This window comes from Paenibacillus sp. Soil787 (assembly GCF_001429545.1).
Classification (GTDB): Bacteria; Bacillota; Bacilli; order Paenibacillales; family NBRC-103111; genus Paenibacillus_E.
The window spans coordinates 1-22,316 of sequence record NZ_LMSP01000019.1; the positions used below are offsets into that span (position 1 = coordinate 1).

The 22,316-nt window shown below is 47.1% G+C and carries 22 protein-coding genes; 15 read left to right on the forward strand and 7 right to left on the reverse strand.

The genetic code is table 11. The features are described from left to right. Window positions 1–416: 416 nt before the first annotated feature. Window positions 417–1,103 (reverse strand): hypothetical protein, encoded by a 687-nt coding sequence (locus ASG93_RS18115; protein WP_056833951.1) that lies wholly within the window; start codon window positions 1,101–1,103, stop codon window positions 417–419. Between the two features lie 99 nt (window positions 1,104–1,202). On the opposite strand from ASG93_RS18115, the gene mutY reads away from it, so the two are divergent. After that, window positions 1,203–2,327: an A/G-specific adenine glycosylase gene (mutY, locus tag ASG93_RS18120; protein ID WP_056833952.1), complete on the forward strand. Its 1,125-nt coding sequence runs from the start codon at window positions 1,203–1,205 to the stop codon at window positions 2,325–2,327. A gap of 22 nt (window positions 2,328–2,349) precedes the next feature. Here the strand turns inward: mutY and ASG93_RS18125 are convergent, their stop codons facing one another. Beyond that, entirely contained in the window at window positions 2,350–3,033 is a 684-nt protein-coding gene (locus ASG93_RS18125; RefSeq protein ID WP_056833953.1) for a Crp/Fnr family transcriptional regulator, read from the reverse strand. A gap of 61 nt (window positions 3,034–3,094) precedes the next feature. Between ASG93_RS18125 and ASG93_RS35170 the strand changes: the two genes are divergently transcribed. Next, on the forward strand, window positions 3,095–3,247 hold the full coding sequence (locus tag ASG93_RS35170) for a hypothetical protein (protein WP_156410949.1): 153 nt from the start codon (window positions 3,095–3,097) through the stop codon (window positions 3,245–3,247). A gap of 19 nt (window positions 3,248–3,266) precedes the next feature. Further along, a complete protein-coding gene (locus ASG93_RS18130; RefSeq protein WP_056833954.1) occupies window positions 3,267–3,902 on the forward strand; it encodes a LysE family translocator in 636 nt (211 codons plus the stop codon). 939 nt (window positions 3,903–4,841) lie between these two features. Here the strand turns inward: ASG93_RS18130 and ASG93_RS18140 are convergent. Together ASG93_RS18140 and ASG93_RS18145 are read right to left on the reverse strand one after the other, a co-directional pair. Then, window positions 4,842–5,453, reverse strand: a complete 612-nt coding sequence (locus ASG93_RS18140) for a superoxide dismutase (RefSeq protein ID WP_029194504.1) — start codon at window positions 5,451–5,453, stop codon at window positions 4,842–4,844. A gap of 84 nt (window positions 5,454–5,537) precedes the next feature. Further along, a complete protein-coding gene (locus tag ASG93_RS18145) occupies window positions 5,538–5,744 on the reverse strand; it encodes a hypothetical protein (protein WP_056833956.1) in 207 nt (68 codons plus the stop codon). A 282-nt stretch (window positions 5,745–6,026) separates the two neighbouring features. Here ASG93_RS18145 and ASG93_RS18150 point away from each other — a divergent pair, with 282 nt between their 5' ends. The 9 genes from ASG93_RS18150 to ASG93_RS18190 all read left to right on the forward strand — a co-directional run bounded on the left by ASG93_RS18150 (window position 6,027) and on the right by ASG93_RS18190 (window position 13,195). Then, entirely contained in the window at window positions 6,027–6,458 is a 432-nt protein-coding gene (locus ASG93_RS18150; RefSeq protein WP_056833957.1) for a GNAT family N-acetyltransferase, read from the forward strand. A gap of 141 nt (window positions 6,459–6,599) precedes the next feature. Next, window positions 6,600–7,154 (forward strand): DUF402 domain-containing protein, encoded by a 555-nt coding sequence (locus ASG93_RS18155; RefSeq protein WP_056833958.1) that lies wholly within the window; start codon window positions 6,600–6,602, stop codon window positions 7,152–7,154. Then, on the forward strand, window positions 7,155–7,754 hold the full coding sequence (gene lepB / locus ASG93_RS18160; protein ID WP_056833960.1) for a signal peptidase I: 600 nt from the start codon (window positions 7,155–7,157) through the stop codon (window positions 7,752–7,754). A gap of 35 nt (window positions 7,755–7,789) precedes the next feature. Then, window positions 7,790–8,968 (forward strand): tRNA epoxyqueuosine(34) reductase QueG, encoded by a 1,179-nt coding sequence (gene queG / locus ASG93_RS18165; protein WP_056833962.1) that lies wholly within the window; start codon window positions 7,790–7,792, stop codon window positions 8,966–8,968. A 31-nt stretch (window positions 8,969–8,999) separates the two neighbouring features. Further along, window positions 9,000–10,031, forward strand: a complete 1,032-nt coding sequence (locus tag ASG93_RS18170) for an HD-GYP domain-containing protein (protein ID WP_056833964.1) — start codon at window positions 9,000–9,002, stop codon at window positions 10,029–10,031. A gap of 90 nt (window positions 10,032–10,121) precedes the next feature. Next, on the forward strand, window positions 10,122–10,331 hold the full coding sequence (locus ASG93_RS18175) for a YneF family protein (protein WP_047687552.1): 210 nt from the start codon (window positions 10,122–10,124) through the stop codon (window positions 10,329–10,331). A 178-nt stretch (window positions 10,332–10,509) separates the two neighbouring features. Beyond that, window positions 10,510–11,088 carry a TetR/AcrR family transcriptional regulator gene (locus ASG93_RS18180; RefSeq protein WP_056833966.1) on the forward strand — a complete coding sequence of 193 codons (579 nt, stop codon included), beginning with the start codon at window positions 10,510–10,512 and terminating at the stop codon, window positions 11,086–11,088. Window positions 11,089–11,115: 27 nt separating this feature from the next. Beyond that, window positions 11,116–11,703, forward strand: a complete 588-nt coding sequence (gene folE / locus ASG93_RS18185; RefSeq protein ID WP_056833970.1) for a GTP cyclohydrolase I FolE — start codon at window positions 11,116–11,118, stop codon at window positions 11,701–11,703. Window positions 11,704–11,875: 172 nt separating this feature from the next. After that, window positions 11,876–13,195 carry a deoxyguanosinetriphosphate triphosphohydrolase family protein gene (locus tag ASG93_RS18190; RefSeq protein ID WP_056833972.1) on the forward strand — a complete coding sequence of 440 codons (1,320 nt, stop codon included), beginning with the start codon at window positions 11,876–11,878 and terminating at the stop codon, window positions 13,193–13,195. 361 nt (window positions 13,196–13,556) lie between these two features. On the opposite strand, the gene ASG93_RS18195 is transcribed toward ASG93_RS18190, so the two are convergent. After that, window positions 13,557–14,576, reverse strand: a complete 1,020-nt coding sequence (locus ASG93_RS18195) for an alpha/beta hydrolase (RefSeq protein ID WP_056833973.1) — start codon at window positions 14,574–14,576, stop codon at window positions 13,557–13,559. 346 nt (window positions 14,577–14,922) lie between these two features. Here ASG93_RS18195 and ASG93_RS18200 point away from each other — a divergent pair, with 346 nt between their 5' ends. Both ASG93_RS18200 and ASG93_RS18205 read left to right on the forward strand, forming a co-directional pair. Continuing rightward, a complete protein-coding gene (locus ASG93_RS18200; protein WP_056833975.1) occupies window positions 14,923–15,666 on the forward strand; it encodes an IclR family transcriptional regulator in 744 nt (247 codons plus the stop codon). A gap of 532 nt (window positions 15,667–16,198) precedes the next feature. Continuing rightward, entirely contained in the window at window positions 16,199–17,089 is an 891-nt protein-coding gene (locus ASG93_RS18205) for a cation diffusion facilitator family transporter (protein WP_056833978.1), read from the forward strand. Window positions 17,090–17,481: 392 nt separating this feature from the next. Here the strand turns inward: ASG93_RS18205 and sleB are convergent, their stop codons facing one another. Next, window positions 17,482–18,141 (reverse strand): spore cortex-lytic enzyme, encoded by a 660-nt coding sequence (sleB, locus tag ASG93_RS18210; RefSeq protein WP_056833979.1) that lies wholly within the window; start codon window positions 18,139–18,141, stop codon window positions 17,482–17,484. A gap of 219 nt (window positions 18,142–18,360) precedes the next feature. Then, window positions 18,361–21,078 carry an aconitate hydratase AcnA gene (gene acnA / locus ASG93_RS18215; protein ID WP_056833981.1) on the reverse strand — a complete coding sequence of 906 codons (2,718 nt, stop codon included), beginning with the start codon at window positions 21,076–21,078 and terminating at the stop codon, window positions 18,361–18,363. 189 nt (window positions 21,079–21,267) lie between these two features. Here acnA and ASG93_RS18220 point away from each other — a divergent pair, with 189 nt between their 5' ends. Next, a complete protein-coding gene (locus ASG93_RS18220; protein WP_056833983.1) occupies window positions 21,268–22,287 on the forward strand; it encodes an amidase domain-containing protein in 1,020 nt (339 codons plus the stop codon). Window positions 22,288–22,316: the final 29 nt, after the last annotated feature.

Here is a 22,316-nt window from a genome sequence, read left to right on the forward strand (position 1 = left end):
ATAACGGGAAATTTTATACTTCCTTTTATTCCTGCATGCCCTTCAAGCCGCCCAGGGACTTCCGCCTGTCTAACTGAATATGTCATCTTCTGATCAAGAGGTTGAAATCTTACGAATGAGCGAGTATATGAGAGAAAAACGTTGGCCCCAGAGGGAGTCTCCAGAGACTCTTTTTGCATGATCTCTTCTGAAACGGGAGCTGTAAGCCTGAATTTGCTGTGCTTTTTACATATTTTCTGCATTCCTGCCTATCAGCGCATTCCGGCTCACTTCGTGTTCCAGATATGTATCTTCCAGACTCCAGATCGGGTGCAAAGAGCTAGCTACTCCAAGAAATTAAACTCCTACGCAAGCTGCCACTTAAGCAACTTATACAACTAATCCTCTTCCTCTTACTCTTACTCTTCCTCTCCCCACTACCGTCCCCAAACACGCAGCATATACCCGCTTAGAATAAGGCTTATGCCGCCCATTCCTTCTAATACAACACCAGAGTATCCCAAATACCACACGCCCATCAGAGCAGACAAGGCGAACAGCCACAAGCCAAGGTAAACAAGTGGTCTACCTAGCAGGAGTCCGACCTGCACGAATCCGATGGCTAGAATGAATGTTCGCAGCACCGGCGCGAAGAGCGGGCTAACAGCGCCAATGGCCTCGAGCAGAGCAACGGCTGCAATGAGCATCGCTCCAGGCAGCACTAGAAGCGCTGGATGTCCCCAGCCGCTGCGCTCACTTGATCTTGCTCCTGCACCGGAGGCAGCAGAATGTGTTCTTTCACGCGCGTCTTCACCTGACTCAGTCCTAAACTCCTTACGCAGGCTCCATATCTGAATCAAGCTAGCCACGACCGCTGTGATAAAAGCCGCCTGCTTCAACCAATCCAAGTCGCGCCAATAGATCGCAACATCGATAAGCGCGCTGAACATCCATTCCGCGCCCCAAATGAACAGAAGCGGGATTAATGCGTTAGCTTGACCGATCCAGGCTTTTCTTTTATCATCCAAGTCCTGCTGTCTGTTGTTCTCCAGTTTCTGCCGCTTGTTATCCTCCAAGTCCTGCCGATTCGTATTTGCCAAATTCGTTTGTTTTGAGTTTTGCATACTTTCACCTCTAGTTTTATGTTCCACACTTCTCGTATAATGGAAACATGTCCATTCATTCATTATAACTGGAACGTGTCCCATAGAGAAGGAGAGCTCATGTACAGCGAAGAACAGAAGGTTTATTTTTCCAGAAATCTATTGGATTGGTACCAAACACATAAACGGGATTTACCATGGCGAAGAAGCAAAAACCCTTATTATATATGGATTTCCGAAGTCATGCTGCAGCAAACCCGGGTGGATACGGTGATTCCGTATTTCCATCGCTTCGTCGATCAATTTCCAACAGTTGAATCACTGGCGACTGCTCCAGAGGAGAACGTGCTCAAAGCTTGGGAAGGGCTCGGCTATTACTCGCGCGCAAGAAACCTTCAAACGGCAGTCAGAGAAGTTCACGAGCGCTATGACGGTATCGTCCCCCAAAATAAAGAGGAGATATCCTCGCTCAAAGGCGTCGGCCCCTATACATCAGGAGCGATCCTCAGCATCGCCTATAATAAGCCTGAACCGGCCGTGGATGGCAATGTAATGCGAGTCCTATCACGCTATTTTCTAATTGAAGAAGATATTATGAAGCCTGCAACTCGGACCAAAATGGAGAAGCTGGCGCGCGAACTCATCCTAGAAGGTACGGCAAGTGACTTCAATCAAGCGTTGATGGAACTTGGGGCTATGGTATGTACGCCTCGTTCACCGCACTGTTTGACGTGCCCTGTTATGGCGCATTGCTCGGCTCGGGAAGCTGGTATGGAAGAAGTCCTGCCTATCAAAAAGAAAGCCAAACCACCGCGTCCAGAACTGCGTGCAGTGGCTTTGATAGAAGGTACGGGTGAGAACGAAGGGAAATGGTTGATCAGGCAGCGTCCGCAAGAGGGATTGCTCGCTCGTATGTGGGAGCTGCCGCATGTGGCCTGGAAGTCTGAGGGATGGAATACGGATGAGGATAATCAGAGTGAGCTCCGTCAAGCCCTTGTGGATCAGGAACAAATCGGTATTGGGCCTGGCGAGTGGTTCATGGATACAGAGCATATTTTTAGTCATATCGTTTGGAAAATGAAAGTATACCGCGCCAAGCTAAGCAACGCTAACCGCCCTAGTACTGGGGGAGAATGGGTTCCTTTTCATTATCGCTGGGTAGGCCCGGAAGAGCTCGATCAATACGCTTTCCCGAACGTTTTTATACGGATTATGAAAGAGTGGCAGGAGAGAAACGAGGAGTAATTTCCTCCGCTTTCTCTTTTTTTCATCGAATCTCACTCTTAATGGCATCCACATTTCTTAATGTGATTAACTTTTTATCAATTTGTATAAGCTCGTCATCGAGGAGCTCTTGCAGCACCTTGGTTACGGACTCTCGCACAGTGCCAACCATATTAGCTAGCTGCTGATGAGTAAGTTTTACATTTATCAGAAGACCTTCCGGTGTAGGTTCACCATGCTGCTCGGATAGACGGATAATGGTCTTCATGATACGAGAGCGAACCCCTAAGAACGTAAGGTCGTAGATTTGATCATTGGCACGACGCAGTCGTCCCATCGTGGTTTCCAGGAGCTTTAAGCATAGCTTAGGGCTCTTCTCCATGAACTGAGCGAATACCGTACGTTTAAGAACATATAGAGTACAAGTCTCCATCGTTGCGGCAGTTGCTGACCGAGTATGACCGCTGCCTATCAAGGACATTTCTCCAAAAAAATCTCCATCACGAAACAAAGCTAGAATAATTTCCTTGGCTTCATCCAAGCGATATATTTTCACGACACCTGATTTAATTAGAAATAATTCGTCACCAGCATCACCCTCGAGAAAAAGAATTCCGCCCTTTTTTGCTTTTTTTTCTGTGAATAAAGGGGCAATTTCCTGTAAATCTTCTTCCGAAAGCTCTTGAAATAAGGGGACATTTTGGAGTGAAGAAACGATTGTTTTCATCAGGTATTCATCTCATTTCGGCCATATTAAATGACCAGTTGTTCTGGTCTAGGGGGATATCGTGACGTTGCCAATGGAACAGCTTGACCATGTCTATATCGTACAGCTTTCCGGTGTTTGCGTAAAGAACTTCCAGTATGTGATGTGCGAGGAAGGCTTAGCGGTCGAAAAAATCTTTCTATATACAACTTGCGTTAATGTGATAAAATCGTAAAAAAACGGGTGGTGCCACTATGTATGGAATAATTAATTATGAGGTATTTTTGCTAACGGGAATTCTCCTGAATCTTATTCCGGGTGCAGACACCATGTATGTGATAGGAAGAAGTATTTCCCAAGGGAGAAATGCGGGTATTTACTCGGTTTATGGTATTATTAGTGGCTCGTTAATCCATACCTTATTAGTTGCTTTTGGTTTATCAATCATACTTACGAAGTCACTTCTCCTATTCAATATCATAAAAATAGTTGGAGTCATTTATTTAGTTTATCTTGGAATTAAAATGTTGCTTGATAAAACAAATGTCAACTTTAGTGCTGCTTCCGAGTCTAATAAACAAAAAATAAGCAAAATATACACACAAGGGCTTTTGACCAGCCTTACGAACCCAAAGGTTTCTTTATTTTTCATTGCCTTTCTCCCGCAATTTATTGACAAAAAGGCTTCAGGGCCTATCCCATTTATCATTCTGGGGCTTACATTTACGTTCACCGGGTTGCTTTGGTGTCTCTTTATTGCCTATTTTTCTTCGCATATTACAAAAAAAGTAAGAGGAAGCGCAAAGATTGGCGCGATTTTAAACAAAATAACGGGCATTATTTTTATTGGAATGGGATTAAAGCTGCTTCAAACCAAGGCTCCTCAATAATTCACACTTGTTTATAAAATAGAACCAATCAAAAAGCGACCTCGCGAGGTCGCTTTTTTGATTGTGAAGGAAATTATGATTTCGTAGTCTGTGGATAAGATGTGCATGAATTTGGGAATAAGTGGTTATGCTTCAACACCAGATGAGTGACGTCGTTCCAGAAGCTGCGTGATTAAGAGCGTTTTCCGCGCTTATACAGTGCGGACGCGCAGAACGGTCAGCTGAGAAGTCGATATCCGACCTCTCAGACATAGTTGACGAGCTTCGGCTCGCGGAACTCTCGCTGAAAGCGCGTTTTTCGCGCTTATTTGTTTGAGGCTGCGCGATTAAGCGCGTTTTCCGCACTTATTTGTTCGAGGCAGCGCGATTAAGCGCGTTTTTCGCTTTTTTGTTCTTTTAAAACGGCTTGGTGGTCTCACGTTTGACGCAGTAGCTGCAACATCAACACTATTAAGTAGGCAATATGGCAGGAGGCGGTAAAGAGGGTGGGAAGAGTCCACAAGAACGTGCTTATTGGGTCATTCATAGTGAGGGAAGAACGATTTTTTGTTATACAAAGCAAAGTGAATGGCTGGATGGAAAATAAAGCATTGGACTATTGGACTATTGAACCATTGGATGTTATCCAATGTCTTTCCCATTCAGGCCTAACAATGACATCTACCATTGGATTATTTCCAATCGAACTGCCTCGAAATGCTAATTTACATGGAAAATGTTGGTTTCCATTGGATTTTCTCCAATGAAAGTCGGATATCCAAGACCAAATAGGTGTATTCATTGGATTTTCTCCAATAGATTCAGATACCTCGGAGCTTGAGAGATCCAGTTTGCGCCTCAATAACTCATGAATGTATGGCCGGCCACACTTGTGCTAATAGTGTTCCGTATCATGCAAAAAAAGCGACCCCGCGGGGTCGCTTTATCTATGCATAGCTATTACTTCGCAGCGTCGTAACGTTTGCCAACTTCGTTCCAGTTCACAACGTTCCAGAAAGCCGCAATGTAATCAGGGCGTTTGTTTTGGTAGTTCAGGTAGTAAGCATGCTCCCATACATCAAGACCAAGGACCGGCGTTTCGCCTTCCATGATCGGGCTGTCTTGGTTAGGCAAGCTGTAAACTTTCAATTTGCCAGCTTTGTCAACAGCTAGGAAAGCCCAGCCAGAGCCAAAACGTGTTGTAGCTGCTGCAGCAAAATCTGCTTTGAATTTGTCAAAGCCGCCAAGCTCGCTCTCGATAGCTGCTGCTAAAGCGCCAGTAGGTGCTCCGCCAGCTTCTGGTCCGATTGTTTCCCAGAAAAGGGAGTGGTTCGCGTGTCCGCCACCATTGTTACGAACGGCTGTACGGATATCTTCAGGAAGGCTGTTCAGGTCAGCGATCAGGTCGTTTAAGGATTTGTCATGCAGAGCAGGGTGTTTGTCCAGAGCTGCATTCAGGTTGGTAACATAGGCGTTATGGTGACGATCGTGGTGAATTTCCATCGTTTTTGCATCGATGTGTGGCTCAAGTGCGTTGTTCGCGTACGGAAGAGCTGGTAATTGATGTGCCATTGTATAAATACCTCCTAAAATTATGTAGTTTCAACTTCATTATGAAGGAATTTCGATAATAAAGCAACATGTATGTTTACTAAGTCAGACGCCGCGGCGCTCAATTTCCTGGATGATTTGACTGTGAATATGGGTTCCTTGTTCATTAAGCCAAGGGGACAAGTCACTCATAGCTCTGTGGTTATAGCGGAGTTCGACTTCCGTCCATTCACTGGGCTTCTTAGAGCTCAATTCCTGGAAATCACGAATATTTCGTGGGTATGGCGCCGTGGAATCATCTTTGTTCGACATGGATTCACCTCCCATTGTTTGCACATCCTTCTATAAAATCCGACGTTATCACGATTTTTATACATCGGGTGATAACATTTAGACAATATAAAAAGTTAAAAATTTGAAACAATTTGATGAAAACGCTTGCATTTAAGCGCTTTCAGGAGGATTTACGAAAAAAACAAAGTTTTTTGTGAATTTTGACACATTTTTAGCAGGATTCCGCACTTTTTTGTCGTATTTACTACTTTACCAAAAAATTATTCCAAACAAATAAAAGTGGAATTGGGAGAGAACCGTATGCACGTTCGTTCATTTCAGCTTGGAGATACCACTTCAGTGAAGACACTTCTGCAGGATGTTTTATCGGAAACTTGCTATGAGGAAACGATTGAAGCATTCGCACGTCAGCTATCATGGGATACAGAGCTTGTTTTAATCGCTCAAGAAGAAGAGCAAGTTGTAGGCCTGATTATCGGTACGATTGATAACAACAATGGCTACTACTATCGGATCGCAGTTGCAACAGAGTATCAACGTAAAGGTATCGGTAAAGCTTTGATCGAAGCAATGAAGCAAAGGTTCGTTCAACGAAACGTGAAGAAGATTATGGTGACGGTGGATGTCCATAATGAAATGGTGCTGCCCGTGTACGAGTCTGCTGGTTACAGCACATCGGACTTTTCCCGTACCGCACATCGTCTTAGCATAGTGAAGAAAGTCAGTGTTTAATGGATCTTTAGGATGTCCATGAAATGAATAGATTTGGAACGAGGGAAGCATATCTGTGCCGCCATTGCAATTGGGGGTCAGATATGCTTTTCTATATAATATGGGAACTTTTCGGCAGCTATGAATAGAGGAGCTTTGGACATGGATAACTTCGCGCCGTATGTGATAAAAAGCTTCAAACATGATGGACATCTTCACCGGATGTGGCTAACGAATTGGCGAGTACCGCAGCACATCCTACATGCCGATCATCAGCAGCAAGACATGATGGTGTTTATTAACAGCCAGACCAAGATTCAGGAAGCTGACGGCAAGGAATGGGTTAGCCGAATACCAGGGGTATCTTTTTTTATTCCCAAAAAGTGGTTTAATATTGTTGCACTTATAGAAGAAACAGGTGTTAGATACTACTGTAATGTTGCATCTCCACTGTATGTGACTCAGCAAGTACTGACTTATATTGACTACGACCTTGATGTTATTCGTATGCCGGATCGTTCCGTGCATATCGTAGATCAAGATGAATATGAACGCCATAAACTGAATTATCACTATTCTTCACTTGTGGAAACGAAGGTAAAGGAAGGTCTTGCAGCTTTGCTTGCGCTGGTGAACGAGGACAAGCCGCCGTTTCAAGATGATATGGTCATGTATTATTACGAGCAGTGGGAAAAGTATAAGAACGGAGGAGCATAAATGAGCTTCTTTGTAGGACGCAGTGAATCGAATAAAACAGCTTCTCAGCCTAAGAACTATTATGAGGCTAAAAGCCTAACCCATGAGCTATGGGATTGGACGAAATCCATTCTTGTAGCTCTTCTTGTCGTTATTCTCGTACACCAATTCGGATTCAATCTGTCCACGGTTCGGGGTCACTCGATGCAGCCTACCTTGCAGGAGGGGGAGTGGTTGTTCGTGAACAAAGCCATTACGTACCTGAAGGCGCCCAAACGCGGAGAGATTGTCATTCTCAAAGAGTCTGAGGATTTTGCTACGGTGCAGCATCCTTTCCTTGTTAAAAGGATTGTCGCGATTGCGGGCGACGAGGTGCAGGGCCGAGCCGGTTTTCTTTATGTAAACGGCGACAAGATAGAGGAGCCGTATACGGATACGCTCATCGAGGACGGAGACTTTGGACCGACACGCGTCGGTCAAGGCCACGTCTTCGTGATGGGCGATAACCGCCATGCGGCCGCTAGTGGCGACAGCCGCAGGTTCGGGGCTGTTCCGATCGGCCAGATCCAAGGACGGGCCGAATATGTACTGTGGCCATTCGCAATGGCCGCGAAGCTTTAAGTAAACGGACGCGAAAGAAAAGAGAGGTGAGAGGGTTGGCGGTTTCCATAGCAGCAGGAACAGATGCGGACTGGCGCAAGCTACAACAAGAGATCGTGGAGGCCGCGCCGTCCCTCGGTATTGATAAAATCGGCTTCACGTCAGCGGAGCCGTTCACAGAACTGAAAGAGATCCTTCTCCGCCACAGGGAGAAGGGGTTTGAATCCGGCTTCGAGGAGCCGGATATCGAGAAGCGGGTACATCCAGGCTTAAGCTTCGATGCGCCGCAGTCGATCATTTCTATCGCTGTTGCGTACCCGTCGAAACTGCCAAACCCTCCTCGATCCGAGCCTGGGGCTTATCGGGGGATTATCTCACGCTCCTCGTGGGGGAGCGACTACCACGACGTGCTTCGCGATCGGCTCGCGAAGCTGGAGGCTTTCATCGCGCAGCGCGTGCCTGACGCGAGACTGCAAAGCATGGTCGATACTGGTGCGCTGGTCGACCGCGCCGTAGCCGAGCGGGCTGGGATCGGCTGGACTGGCAAAAACTGCGCCGTCATCACCCCCGAGTGGGGATCGTGGGTTTATTTGGGCGAAATGATAACGAATATACCGTTTACATCCGATACATCTATTATGGATCAGTGCGGAGACTGCACGATTTGCATCGATGCTTGCCCTACGGGGGCGCTGGTCGGACCAGGGCAGCTGAACTCAAGCCGCTGCATCTCCTTCATCACACAGACCAAAGGCTATGTCGATGACGAGTTTAAGCTCAAAATCGGCAATCGCCTCTACGGCTGTGATACGTGCCAGATCGTCTGTCCGAAGAACAAGGGCATGAACTGGACACACCACCCAGAGCTGGAGCCTGACCCCGAGAAGGTCAAGCCTCTATTAATTCCCTTGCTGACCATGTCAAACAAGGACTTTAAAGAACAGTACGGGCGCATCGCCGCGTCCTGGAGAGGCAAGAAGCCAATCCAGCGCAATGCGATTATCGCGCTCGGAAATTTCAAGGACCGGTCAGCTGTGCCCGTCCTAAGTGAGCTGCTGCTGACCGATCCGCGGCCTGAGATCCGGGCTACGGCAGCGTGGGCATTAGGGCGGATTGGCGGCGAAGACGCGGCGGCCGCTCTTGATAAAGCCCGAGCAGCCGAGCAGGAATCTGCTGTTATGCAGGATATCGAGAAGGCACTCGACGTTATAAGCCATTCTAATGCTATACGATAATTACTAATAAATAAAACGTGGAGTGAATCCTATGAAATATGTGCATTTGGATTCTGTTGAGCCGGGTCAAATTTTGGGCCGAACGATATTTGCCAGCAATGGAACAGTTTTGCTTTCAGAAGATGTGCATTTAACGGTGTTTATGATTAACACGCTTAACCGAATTGGAGTCACTATGATTTACATCAAAGACCCGAATCTAGAGGGTGTGGAAATTCCGGAAATCCTTTCGGATGAAACCAAACGTATCGTTATGCAGCAAATGGGTCAAACGTTCGCGGCTATCCAGTCAGGCAAGGAATTTAACTCACGTGCTATGAGTATTTCGATTAATACACTGCTGGATGAAATCATGAAGAATCGTGATGTACTCGTGCAGTTGACGGATATTCGTACGGAGGATAATAAGATGTATGTCCATGCAACGAATGTTTGTATGATGGCCGTACTCATTGGGATTAATATGGGATTCAATGGAACCCAATTGAAGGAGCTTGCCATTGGTGCGCTTCTGCATGATGTCGGTAAGGTGGAGCTTGTTTGCGATGATGAGTCGCCCGACATGAAGAAGCACCATACTTGGCGCGGCTTCGAGCTTCTGAAGAACAAGCGGGAATTCAGCCTGCTCATTGCCCATGTGGCCTTCCAGCATCATGAAACGCTTAACGGCCAAGGGGTTCCGCGAGGACTTATGAGTGAAGAGATTCATATTTATGCGAAAATTACGGCAGTAGCGAATATGTACGATAATCTGCTCTTTGATGTCTCCTTAGGGCGGCGTATGCTGCCGCATGAGGCTTGCGAGCATATGATGGCACTAGCGGAGACCAAGCTTGATCGGGATGTTTTGATCCAGTTCCTGAAGATTGTCTCGATCTATCCGACGGGGGCTTCCGTTCGTTTATCCAATCGGGAAACGGGTGTCGTGGTCGGACAGCATAGAGGGCTGCCAAGCCGTCCGATTGTGCGAATCGTAAAGCAAGATACGATGGACAAGGCATTGGATATCAAAGAAATTGATCTGGCCAAGCATACGACCCTTTTCATCGAACAAGTTCTGTAATTAAGGTTTGTCATTTGTAAAAAGACGGCCAGAAATGATATGATAAGGCAAGCAATCGATACCAATTTGTACATGCAGGGGGCATAAAATATGTGGAGTTATCTGATTCCCATTCTCACGTTAATTGTTGGCTTAGTCGGCGGATTCTTTATCGGCGTATTCTATTTAAAAAGACAGCTGGAATCCATGCAGAACAATCCGGAAATGCTTGCAAAAATGGCCAAGCAAATGGGCTACAACATGAATAAGCAGCAGTTAAACAAAGCGCAGCAAATGATGAAAAACCAAAAATGGAAATAAGACGTAGGGTTCGTATAACCCTTCAAAAGGGCTTTGCTGTCTAACCGTACGAACGGTGGCAGTAAGAGCCCTTCCTCATATATAATATAGGGATCTTTGAGTGCAGCTCAAAGTCTTTCCTAATGTGAGTGTAGCTCAAAGTAGGACATACCAGTACTATTCAGAGGTGGCTCAAGCGATGGCTAGCAACAAAGACCGCATCATGGAAGCAGCCATGGATTTATTTCGCGATCATGGTTTTCAGGGAACGGGTCTGGAAGATATATTGACGAGCAGCGGAGTATGCAAGAGCAATTTTTATTACCATTTTAAAAGTAAGGAAGAACTGGGTTTGAAAGTGATTGAGCGCAAGGTGCAGGAGATGCGGCAATCTGTGATGGAGCCTAGTTTGGGTAATGCGAAATTAACGCCGAAGCAGCGGGTGCTGGCCTTGTTTGAAAGCATGCTGACCTTTTGTGAGGAGCATGAATGCCGCAGAGGCTGCTTCTTCGGTAATCTGGCCTTGGAGCTGAGTGATAGCTCTGAGGAGCTGCGTAAGCCGTTGAGCCGCTTTTTCAGTGAGCTTACGGCTGAGGTGGAATCCTGTTTGCAGGAAGGTAAGAGACGAGGCGAGCTGCTGCTGCAGGGGTTAACCCCAATGGAGCTGGCGAGCCCGATCGTGTCCCTTCTACAGGGTGGGATGCTGCTTACCAAAACGCACAAAGACAGCAGAGCGATGCGCGACAGTATCAAAGTTTTGACCGTTTGTATGGGGTAGAGGATAAGAAAGAGGAGTGATAATAAGATGGCGTCTATTGACTACAAAAATACAAGAGTTGCTGAGAATCGGGAGCTGATTGAACAGCATGTCCGCGAGATTTTACGGCTAATTGGCGAAGATGTAGATCGGGAAGGTTTGTTAGACACACCTGCTCGCGTAACCCGGATGTATGAAGAAATTTTTTCGGGCTATGAGGCGAATCCGCGCGATGTAATGGGTGTAACTTTTGATGAACAGCACGAAGAGTTGGTTATTATTAAAGATATTATCTATTACAGTCAATGCGAGCATCATATGGCACCCTTTTTCGGGAAAGTGCATGTAGGTTACTTGCCTAGCGGAAAAGTGGCTGGACTTAGCAAATTTGCTCGTCTGGTTGATGTGATCACCCGTAAGCTGCAGGTGCAGGAGCGAATTACTTCAGAAATCGCCGACATTCTAGATGATGTGCTGAAGCCGCACGGCGTGATGGTTGTTGTTGAGGGAGAACATATGTGCATGTGCTCAAGAGGCGTGAAGAAATACGGCAGTCAAACGATTACCTCGGCTGTTCGCGGTTCATTCCGCTCGGACTCGACACTTCGTGCCGAATTTCTATCTTTGTTAAAATAAGTAGTGCGTACGAGGGATGTGCATGGAGACAATAGTCTTGTGCAGTATCCCTTTTTTTGTACAGGAAGCCCGTGATGACTTGTTGCGAGGTAGACGATATAGTATTATTTTACCACATAAGAAATTTTTGAGATTTTCGGGGTCCGGCAACAGCACTAGAGGAGGCAAGCTTATGAACAACATACGAAAATATCGGCCAGGTGAGGCTGGTTCCTCTAAATTGAGTGAAGAACGGGATGAGTTTGAGCGGGATTATGCGAGGTTAATCCAATCTCCGACCTTTCGTCGGCTGCAAGGGAAGTCGCAGGTGTTCGGCGCAGGATCAGGTGATTACTATCGAACACGTCTGACCCATTCGCTCGAAGTTGCCCAAATCGCCAGAGAAGTGGCGAAGCGGTTAGAACGGACGAATCCTTTTTTGAGCAAAAGAGAGCATCCTGGCTTGATCATTGATCCTACCGTCGTTGAGTGTGCGTCGATCGCTCACGACTTCGGTCATCCGCCTTTCGGGCATAAAGGGGAAGAAGTTCTGAATCATATTCTGATGAGGGATCATGGCTTAAAATATGAAGGCAACGCCCAAAATTTCCGTATCCTCATGTTTCTCGAAAAAAGAGCAGGCAGTGAAAGCGGCCTGGATCTTACAGCCGCGGTGCTTCTTGGCATTAATAAGTATCCATTTTTGATTGAGGAAGAGGGCCGACTTAAGGGTGTCTATGCCTCGGAGTGGGAAATCATTCAAGATCTTCGCTCGCAATGGAACATGCCGGAGGGCTGCTCGACCTTGGAAGCACAAATGATGGATTTATGCGACGATATCGCGTACTCCACCCATGATATTGAAGATGGTATTCGTGCTGGAAAAATTCAAATGAATGCGACCTTTTTTGAAGATCAAAGATTGATTCGCCATCTGGTCATGGAAATATTGAATGATCCCAACAACCATAAATTCGGCTGGGAGCAAGTCGATATCGAGCAAATGGTCAGGCAAGTTCTGTCGGACTACCTGGAGCAATGGGAGCAAATTTTCGCAGAGTGCAACGGGGAAGAATCGCGTACGCGCAGAGAGATGAAAGCTCGCTGGGTGAGCTCTTTCGCGAGTAGTCTGGACATTCTGGATGATCCTGACCGAGCCTGGAAAAAGGTTGCGCTCGTGAAAGACGGAGCCGAAGATATGCGTCTGCTGCGCACGATGGAAATTCTCAAGAAGCTCGCGTGGGTTACGCTGATCAAAGACTTCCGCGTGCTGCGCCTGCAAAAACGCAGCGAGATCATCGTCGAGCGCCTATGGGACAGCTTCATCGACAAGGACAAAGGGCAGTGGATCATGCCTCCAGACTGGATTGATAGCTACGAGCGCCGTAATGCCGCCTGGAGCTGGCCGCGTTTCGTCGCGGATTACATTTCCGGTATGACCGACGCCTACGCGGAGAAGGTCTACGCCGAATTGTTCGCTAGCAAATCCGGCTCGATTTATGAGATGGATTAATTTGGGTGAACGATGCGGAAATGAGCTAGAAACGTGTAGGTGCGAGTATTGCATGGGATTCTCGCCATGTTCAAAGTTATGGAAGATGTAAAAAGTGCAGCAAATTTAGTCTATATCGACGATTTTGAGAGAACAAGTTGCAAAAAGTACATCTAAATCGACCTATCCGGCCCGTTTTTGGCTAGGATGTAAGTATTTGATGTACAAAATGCATCATGGCTACCTCGAAATGAAGATTAGACGATAATTTGCTGCACTTTTTGCATGATGTGATTTGTAGACCCAGTCAGGTGCTGAACATACGCCGCCAGAAACACGCTTTTTATAGGCAAAAAAAATATCGACCCGCGAGGGGCCGATTTTATAGGGAGGAGGGAATACCAAGGTTAGCTTGCATCGGAGTTGTCGTGATACCGTTAAGGAAATTCATCGTTCGGCGCATATACGTTTTGGGCTCTGCTCGGTACAGCAGCTCATGCTGCGCTTTCGGGATAATCCATAGCTTGGATTCGGGGTCTTTTTGCTGCTTGAACATATCCTCTACCATACCATAGGGTGCTTTGTAATCTTCCGTACCGTGGATGAAGAAAATCGGCATCGGATAAGCTGTTGAAGTTACCTTGTTGTAAGGCACTTCCTGCAAGCTTACGCCATTGAGCAAAGGGAAGAATAGGCGTACAAGCGGTAGAGATGGAAATTTAGGCACGTTAACGACTTGCTTCATATTGTGATAGAGTGTGTCTGGATTGAGCAAAAAAGTGCTGTCCAGAATCATCCCCGAAATATCGTTGCCACTTTGAAGAGCAGCCTGTAATGCTGTTCCTGCTCCCATAGAGAAGCCCCAAATGTAGATAGGACCGCTGGAAACCTGCTTGATATAATGGATGGCGCCAAGCAGCTCTTGCGATTCTTGAATGCCGCCAGTCATAATTCGTTTACTGTTAGGGTGCACATAGCCATAGTCGAACATGAGAACATTGTAGTTTTGCAAATGAAGCTCGCGGGCTAAATTGTAAATGGGAACCCAAAGTTCTTCGCGATTACCGCCGTAACCATGGGAGAAAATAACAGTTTTGTCGGACTTGCCAGGTATGAACCAACCGTCTAGGTTTGACGTGCCATTTAGACTGGGAAAGGTTACATTGTTGTAAGGAAGCTGAGCGGCCCTCATCGGATCCGAATGAAGCGGGTCAATATGCGGTCTAGCCAGTGTCCAAGCAATATAGGCGTGAAAACCTAGAAGTAAAGAAGTACATAGGATTAGAAATGAAATGAGGATGGTGAAAACCAGCCTTTTTTTGCGTAAAAGCGGTCGGGTGACCACTTGATCCAGTGTGGGTTGTAGTGAACCAGTTCCAGGGGTTAGAGATGTTGTTGACATCGTAGTACCCTCCCTCAATTAAATTAGTGAGATTATGCTTCTGTGGGTTAGAGGTTAAAGGGAGAATATAAATTATTTAAATATTCAGATAAGTATTCCGTTAACTTAATAGTATTCTGAATGCGCTTTCAAGTCAATGAGGTTGCGCTAATTGTAAGCCCTTTGTAATCGTCCTGTAACAATGAGAAAACAGATCTTTGACCAAGAGCAAAGTCTCTCCTTTATAGGGATCTTTGGTCAAGAGCAAAGTCTCTCCTTTACGGGTTAAAAGAGTTTCGTTATACTGAATATAACTGTGTTTCATATAGTGAAACTTTTTTTCACACGGATGAAAGTGGTGGAAACGATGGAAGATGGCAAGTTGACGGTGCGTGCTGTAGAGCGCGCTTTAGATATTATGCTTTGTTTCACCGGGGCATCGGAATTGACGCTGACCGAAATAGCAAGTCGTGCCCAGCTTCATAAAAGCACGGTGCACCGCCTTCTGGCATCCCTTGAAGGCAAAGGATTCATCATGCGCGATGGCTCGACGGATAAATATAGACTCGGTTATCGGCTATGGGAGTTGTCCGCTAATCTCTCCAAAGAGGGAGACCCCGGCATCATTCTGCTGCCGGAAATGGAACGGCTGCGCGATCAACTCGGCGAGACCATCTCGCTGTACGTTCAGGACGGCCTGGTACGCGTGCGCGTCCAAGCCGTACAGAGCAACCATGCCATTCGCCGCGTTGCCCCCGTTGGGGCACGAATGCCCTTATACGTCGGCGCCTCGAGCAAGGTGCTCGTCGCCTTCGCTGAGCCAGCGCTGCAGGAGCAGCTTCTAGCCTCGGCCGATTGGCCGACTGGGCTAGATCAGACTGCGTTCCTGCAGCAGCTCAGCGACACCCGACGCGCTGGCTTCGCCACGAGCGTCGAAGAGCGCGAACCCGGTGCGGCGGCTGTGTCCGCACCGGTTCTGGACCGCGGCGGCCGGCTCGTGGCCGCCCTCGCGGTCTCGGGTCCAGCGAACCGGCTTACGCTGGAGCTGATGCAAGAGCAGGCGCCGCTCATTGTAGAGGCGGCGCGGCGTATGGGAACGATGCTGCGTTAGCGCATCGTTGTTTTGTTCGTAGATAAGACATCCATGCCGGGTTGCGGCACCACTGATGAATAAAAATTTTTAATTTTCAGGGCAGAAAGTATAAGGTTTATTACACTTCGCGTCATCAGTCTTGACAAACAAGCTCGTCCCAGAAGGACGACGGAGTCGTTTATCTTTGGTTGAATATGAGCGAAGAGGAACTACGATGCGCTATTCATCGAAATACCTTTCTTTTTGAGAATTGGGGGAATATGGGTGCGCTATTTTGCCATTTTTGGGTGAAATACAGCCTTCAAAGAGGGAATAAGACATCGACGTTCCGCCGAGGTAGCCTTTTAGCGACTTTTAGACATTATATCGAATCGTTGTTCCCTTTCGCGTGGTTTTGGATCGTTTGTCCCCCTTGCTCGTATGCTCGTTCGCCCATTTATTCGGCTTCGTGCTGACGCGAAGCCGAGGCCTACCCGTCATCCGTCGTCAGGATGACGGATGCTTTGCTTCTAGGAGGTCATACTAGAAGAGGGAAAGGAAGTGGCAAGTGATGAATAAGACAGCCTCGATGCTGGCGATCTGGATCAGTCTTGCCAGCAATATCGTGCTGACCGCCATCAAAATCATCGTCGGCCTCAATTTCAAAAGCCAAGTGCTTATCGCCGACGGCATCCATAACGCGGGAGATGTCATTGCGACCGCAACGGCTTATAGCTCGATGCGCGTTTCCTCCAAACCAGCGGATGTTGATCATCCTTACGGGCATGGCAAAGCCGAGGTGCTCGGAGCTTTCATTGTCGCTATCATCTTGGGTGGAGCAGCCATTTACATGAGCTACCACTCTATTCATGCGTTATTTGCGCCAGCGGGGGAGGCGCATGTCATTGCATTTATCGCGGCGATTATCTCGCTAGTTTGGAAGCAAATTCTTTATGTCTACACGAAGCGTATCGGCCAAAAGGTCAACAGCAAAGGATTAATAGCTACTGCTTATGATCATTTAGCCGATGTATATGCTTCGATTGCAGCTTCGATCGGCATAGGTTTGGCCTTAATCGGGGATCACTACGGCTATAGCATATTGGCTTATGGCGACCCTGTAGCTGGTATCATCGTTTCTTTTTTAGTGCTGAAATTGGCGTATGAAATGGGCAGCGAATCTTTCGACATTCTCATGGAGCGCAGTGTAAGCACGGCGTACATTGAACAATACGCGGCATTGATCCGATCTGTCCCAGAGGTCAAACGGATCGACCGTCTGCGCGCCCGCGAGCACGGACATTACATACTAGTTGACGCCAGACTTGCTGTTTCAGGCAAATTAACCATTCAAGAAGGCCATGACATTAGCCGCCTTATTAAGCAAAAGATCAAAGAATCGCATAGTGATGTGGATGAGGTGCTGGTTCATTTGAATCCTTGGTATGAGGAGTCTACATAACTCTTAAGCCACCAAAGGGGCGTCATGAAGAGCTATCATGCATTTTGTACATCAAATTTCTTAAAGAGAGCAATGATTTGATAACGAACTGTATTTCCTACATCTAATTTGCGGGAAAAGTGATCATTTTGCCCATTGTGGTCTAATTTGATGTACTTTCTGCAGGTAGTGATCGTGAATCATTCAATTAACTCATAAATTGATGTACATTTTACATCAAAATGAAAAACACCTCTACGCGAGGTTGCTCACTATGGAGCTGCTTTCGGTAGAGGTGTTTACTGTTTTTAGTAGATAAGCGTACTAAGTTTTATACTTTTGCTTCGTATCTACCTTGACAAACGCGCTCGTCCCTGAAGGACGACGGAGTCGTTTATCCTTGCATCTTTTTCTTACCTAGCAAAAATATGATGCCCAATCCGCACAGTCTGCGGACGTGACCAGATCCAAGCGCTCGTTGCCGTATCAGGATTAAAATAATACAGGGCACCCTTGGTAGGGTCCCAGCCCCGAACAGCGTCCTGCGCGGCCATGTAGGCCGTCTTATCGGGCTTCAGCCAGTACTGCCCGTCACTAACGGCTGTAAAGGCCCCAGGTTCAAATATAATGCCTTGAATGGAAGTCGGGAACTTACTCGATTGCAGACGATTCATGACAACGGCCCCAACGGCCACTTGTCCTTCATAGGATTCACCGCGCGCCTCGCTGTAAATCACTTTCGCCAACATGTCCAATTCAGCTTGATTCACCGAATAGTTGCGTAAAGCCTCCCATGTTTTCGCTCCAATCATGCCGTCAACGGTTAGACCATAATTATATTGAAAATTGCGAACAGCAGCGGCCGTAATCGGACCATATTTGCCATCCATTGATTGCTGATAATAGCCTAAAGTCTCGAGTCGGAACTGAGCGTCCCAGACGTCACCGTTTTGACTGCCTTGCTTCAATGTAGCCTCTGCCGCAGATGTCGGTTGGCTCAATGCACTTACGTTAAAACCTAGGCCAATCGAAGCAAACAGCACGACAAGGACGAGTTTTTTGATCAACTTCATCTTCATCTCCCCTTTCGTTCTATCAGTATAGGTGCCGAGGAGGGGAGGCTCAACCCACAGTTATTGGAAATGTAAGTCAAATCATTGGCGCCGTAAGAGATTTTCATTTGCGAGATGGGCCTAACTACAGCTGATTTTGACTCAAATAAAATAAAAAGCCCGAGACCGCCATAAAGGCAATCCCGGACTTTTGCTGTGTTTAAAATGTATTTTGCTGTATTAGTTTTTCTCAGCAAGGATCGAACGAAGAACGGTTTGCAGAATACCGCCATTGCGATAGTAGTCTACGTCAACCAAGCTATCCAAACGCACGAGTGCGGTGAATTCGAAGCTTGTGCCATCTTCACGAGTAGCAGTTACTTTTACAGTGGAACCTGGTTGTACATCGTTGCTCAAACCAGTGATATCGAAAGTTTCACGACCTGTGATACCTAGTGTTTTCCAACCATTCCCTTCAAGGAATTGAAGAGGAAGAACACCCATACCAACAAGGTTACTGCGGTGAATACGCTCGAAGCTTTCCGCGATAACGGCTTTGACGCCAAGTAGGAATGTACCTTTTGCCGCCCAGTCACGGGAGCTTCCAGTTCCGTACTCTTTACCCGCGATAACTACGAGGTTTTGGCCTTCAGCTTGATACTTCATGGAAGCATCGTAGATGGATTCAACTTCGCCAGTTGGCAGGTAAGTCGTTACGCCGCCTTCTGTTCCTGGTGCCACTTGGTTACGAATACGGATGTTCGCGAACGTTCCGCGCATCATCACTTCGTGGTTACCACGACGGGAACCGTAGGAGTTGAAGTCTTCTTTTTTCACACCATGGTTAATCAGGTATTGGCCTCCAGGGCTGTCAACTTTGATGTTACCGGCAGGGGAGATATGGTCCGTTGTAACGGAATCTTCCAAGAGTGCTAATGTTTTGGCATTGCGAATATCTGCGATATCATCCAGAACCGTACCCAGATCTGTGAAGAACGGAGGCTCTTGAATGTAGGTGGATTTGTTGTCGAACTCGTACAGATCGCCTTCCGGAATTGCGATTTGATTGAAGCGCTCATTCGCACGGAATACGTTGCTGTATTTATCGCGGAACATGTCTGCACTCATTGCAATCCCAAGAGCTTCTTGAATCTCTTGGTTTGTAGGCCAAATGTCTTTGAGGTAAACAGGTTGATTGCTTTGGTCGTAGCCGATAGGATCGTTAGCCAAATCAATGTTCACTGTTCCTGCAAGTGCATAGGCAACAACAAGCGGAGGTGATCCCAGGTAGTTTGCTTTCACTTGAGCATGTACGCGGCCTTCGAAGTTACGGTTACCGGAGATAACGGCAGCTACAGTCATATCGTTGTCGATGATGGCTTTGCTTACTTCTTCTGGAAGCGGACCGGAGTTACCGATACAAGTTGCGCAGCCGTAACCTGCAACGTGGAAACCAAGAGCTTCAAGGGACTCAAGCAAGCCTGCTTTAATCAGGTACTCGGTAACAACCAGGGAGCCTGGTGTCAATGAGCTCTTAACGAAAGCTGGTTTTCTTAAACCGCGAGCTACCGCTTTTTTCGCCACAAGTCCGGCACCTAGCATAACGCTCGGGTTCGATGTGTTTGTACAGGAAGTGATTGCCGCGATGACAACTGAACCTGTGCCCATTTTGACAGTTTCGCCGTTTGGATAAACAACATCAACGACTTCTTCGATTTTCTCATCGGTAAGGCCATAGCCGCCTTTGTCGATAGGTGTACGGATGATGGAGTTGAAAGACTCCTTCATGTTCGTAAGCTCAACACGGTCTTGCGGACGTTTAGGACCAGCTAAGCTTGGTACTACTGCGCCAAGATCAAGTTCAATTACATCAGTGAACTGAGGATCTGGTGTGCTGTCTGTACGGAACATACCTTGTGCTTTGTAGTAAGCTTCTACGAGTGCGATTTGATCTGCGTCACGACCTGTACTTCTCAGGTAGTTCAACGTTTCGTTGTCGACTGGGAAGAAACCGATTGTTGCGCCGTACTCAGGAGCCATGTTCGCTACGGTTGCACGGTCAGCCAAGGAGATGTTGCTCAGACCAGGACCGAAGAACTCAACGAATTTACCAACAACGCCTTTTTTACGCAAAATTTGTGTAACAGTCAGAGCCAAGTCAGTTGCTGTAGCGCCTTCTGACAGATGACCTGTCAATTTGAAACCAACAACGTCTGGAGCTACGAAGTAAAGCGGTTGTCCAAGCATACCAGCCTCAGCTTCAATACCGCCTACGCCCCAACCTACAACACCAAGTCCATTGATCATTGTCGTATGGGAATCTGTACCTACGAGGGAATCAGGGTAAACAACCGTTTCGCCATCGACCGTTTTCGTAGCTGCTACGGAAGCCAGGTACTCTAAGTTAACTTGGTGAACGATCCCAGTTGAAGGTGGAACTGCACGGAAGTTATCGAATGCCGTTTGTGCCCAACGTAGGAAACGGTAACGCTCTTCGTTTCTTTCGAACTCTAGGTTAATGTTATAGTCCAGTGCATCCGGGGTTCCGAAAGCATCGACCATAACAGAGTGGTCAATAACAAGGTCTACAGGAACGAGTGGGTTGATCCGTTTTGGATCTCCGCCTTCACGAGCCATCGTCGCACGCATTGCCGCAAGGTCAACGACGACGGGAACGCCTGTGAAATCCTGAAGAACGATACGGGCAGGAATGAAAGGAATTTCTTTGTTCTCATCGCGGCCTTCAGCCCAACCAGCGATTTGTTTAACGTGTTCACTCGTAATGGCACGACCGTCGAATTGACGAATAGCCGCCTCGAGCAAAACGCGAATGGAGACAGGCAGATTGCTAACGGTTCCGTGGCCTTGATTTTCAAAGTCAGGAAGGCTGTAATACTGGAACGATTTGGTTCCCACAGTTAACTGCTTACGCACAGAAAAAGAGTCCTTTTTGGACATGGTAATTCCTCCTCAATAATATTGACATTGGTTTCATCTAGTGAAACTCAATTTCATAAATCCCTCTACTCCAAGTATAGCGTTTCGCTGTGTATGAGTAAAGATTAATTTCAATCATTTTTACCGTCAAAATGTCATATATTGAATCAATTCAAAGCAATTCGGGCTCGTCCTAAGGAGGATACCAAGATGTCCTGGAAAACAGCGCTCTATAACTACGTTCACGCTAAGAACCAGGCAGAGATTGAAGGCTCTGCTGCACCGTTGGAAGCTTATGTCTCAGACAGCGCTTATGTACGGAAACAGGATGTCAAGGTACGAAGGCTCCTTAATAGCTACCGTGACCGTGATGCCAAATTGCTGCGTGGAGAAACGAAGCTGCGTCTTACTGGTGTTAAAGAATCGTCCCAAATGATTATCGCGGATATCCAATTACATCGATTTCTAAATTACCGGATTGGGTCCATCGAACATCTAGAGGAACGTATTGAACCTGAACGTGTATTCATTGATAGCGCGGCGAACCGCTGGCAGGTTAGATCCACAGAGCCACTTCACGGAGAAAAGTCGCTTCCGAGCAAGCGCCGAGGCCTCTTTTTGTCTGATCCTGAAGCGTCTATGGATGAGCTCCGCAGAGCGCCCTCACTTCCTTATATCAATCATAGTATACTCAACAGCGGTGCTCAGGAATCAGCTCCTCGCAAAATCATTTATAATCGTGCCAAAGCGGCCCTCTATGCAGAAACTTGGTGGCAAACCCCGAATCCGAAATACGAGGAATTTGAAGTCGACTGTACGAATTTTGTATCGCAATGCCTCTTTGCAGGCGGGGCTCCAATGGACTATACTGGGAAAAGGGATTTGGGCTGGTGGTATGCTGGCAAAAAAGGCAATCAAGAGCTTTGGAGCTTTAGTTGGGCTGTTGCCAACAGTCTGCAAACATTCCTTTCCCATAGCCGCAGAGGTCTGCAAGGGCATGCGGTGGATGATCCGAGCGAGCTTCAACCGGGAGATACAATTAGCTACGACTGGGATGGCGATGGCCGCTATCAGCACAATACGATTGTGATAGGCAAAGATGCTAACGGGATGCCGCTGGTTAATGCGCATACATATAATAGCCGTAATCGCTATTGGGCTTATAAGGATTCACCTGCTTGGACAGAGAGGACGAGGTACGTTTTCGTTCGGGTCGCTGATCAGATGTAATAGGAAGAGAAAACGCAAATACTAGACGG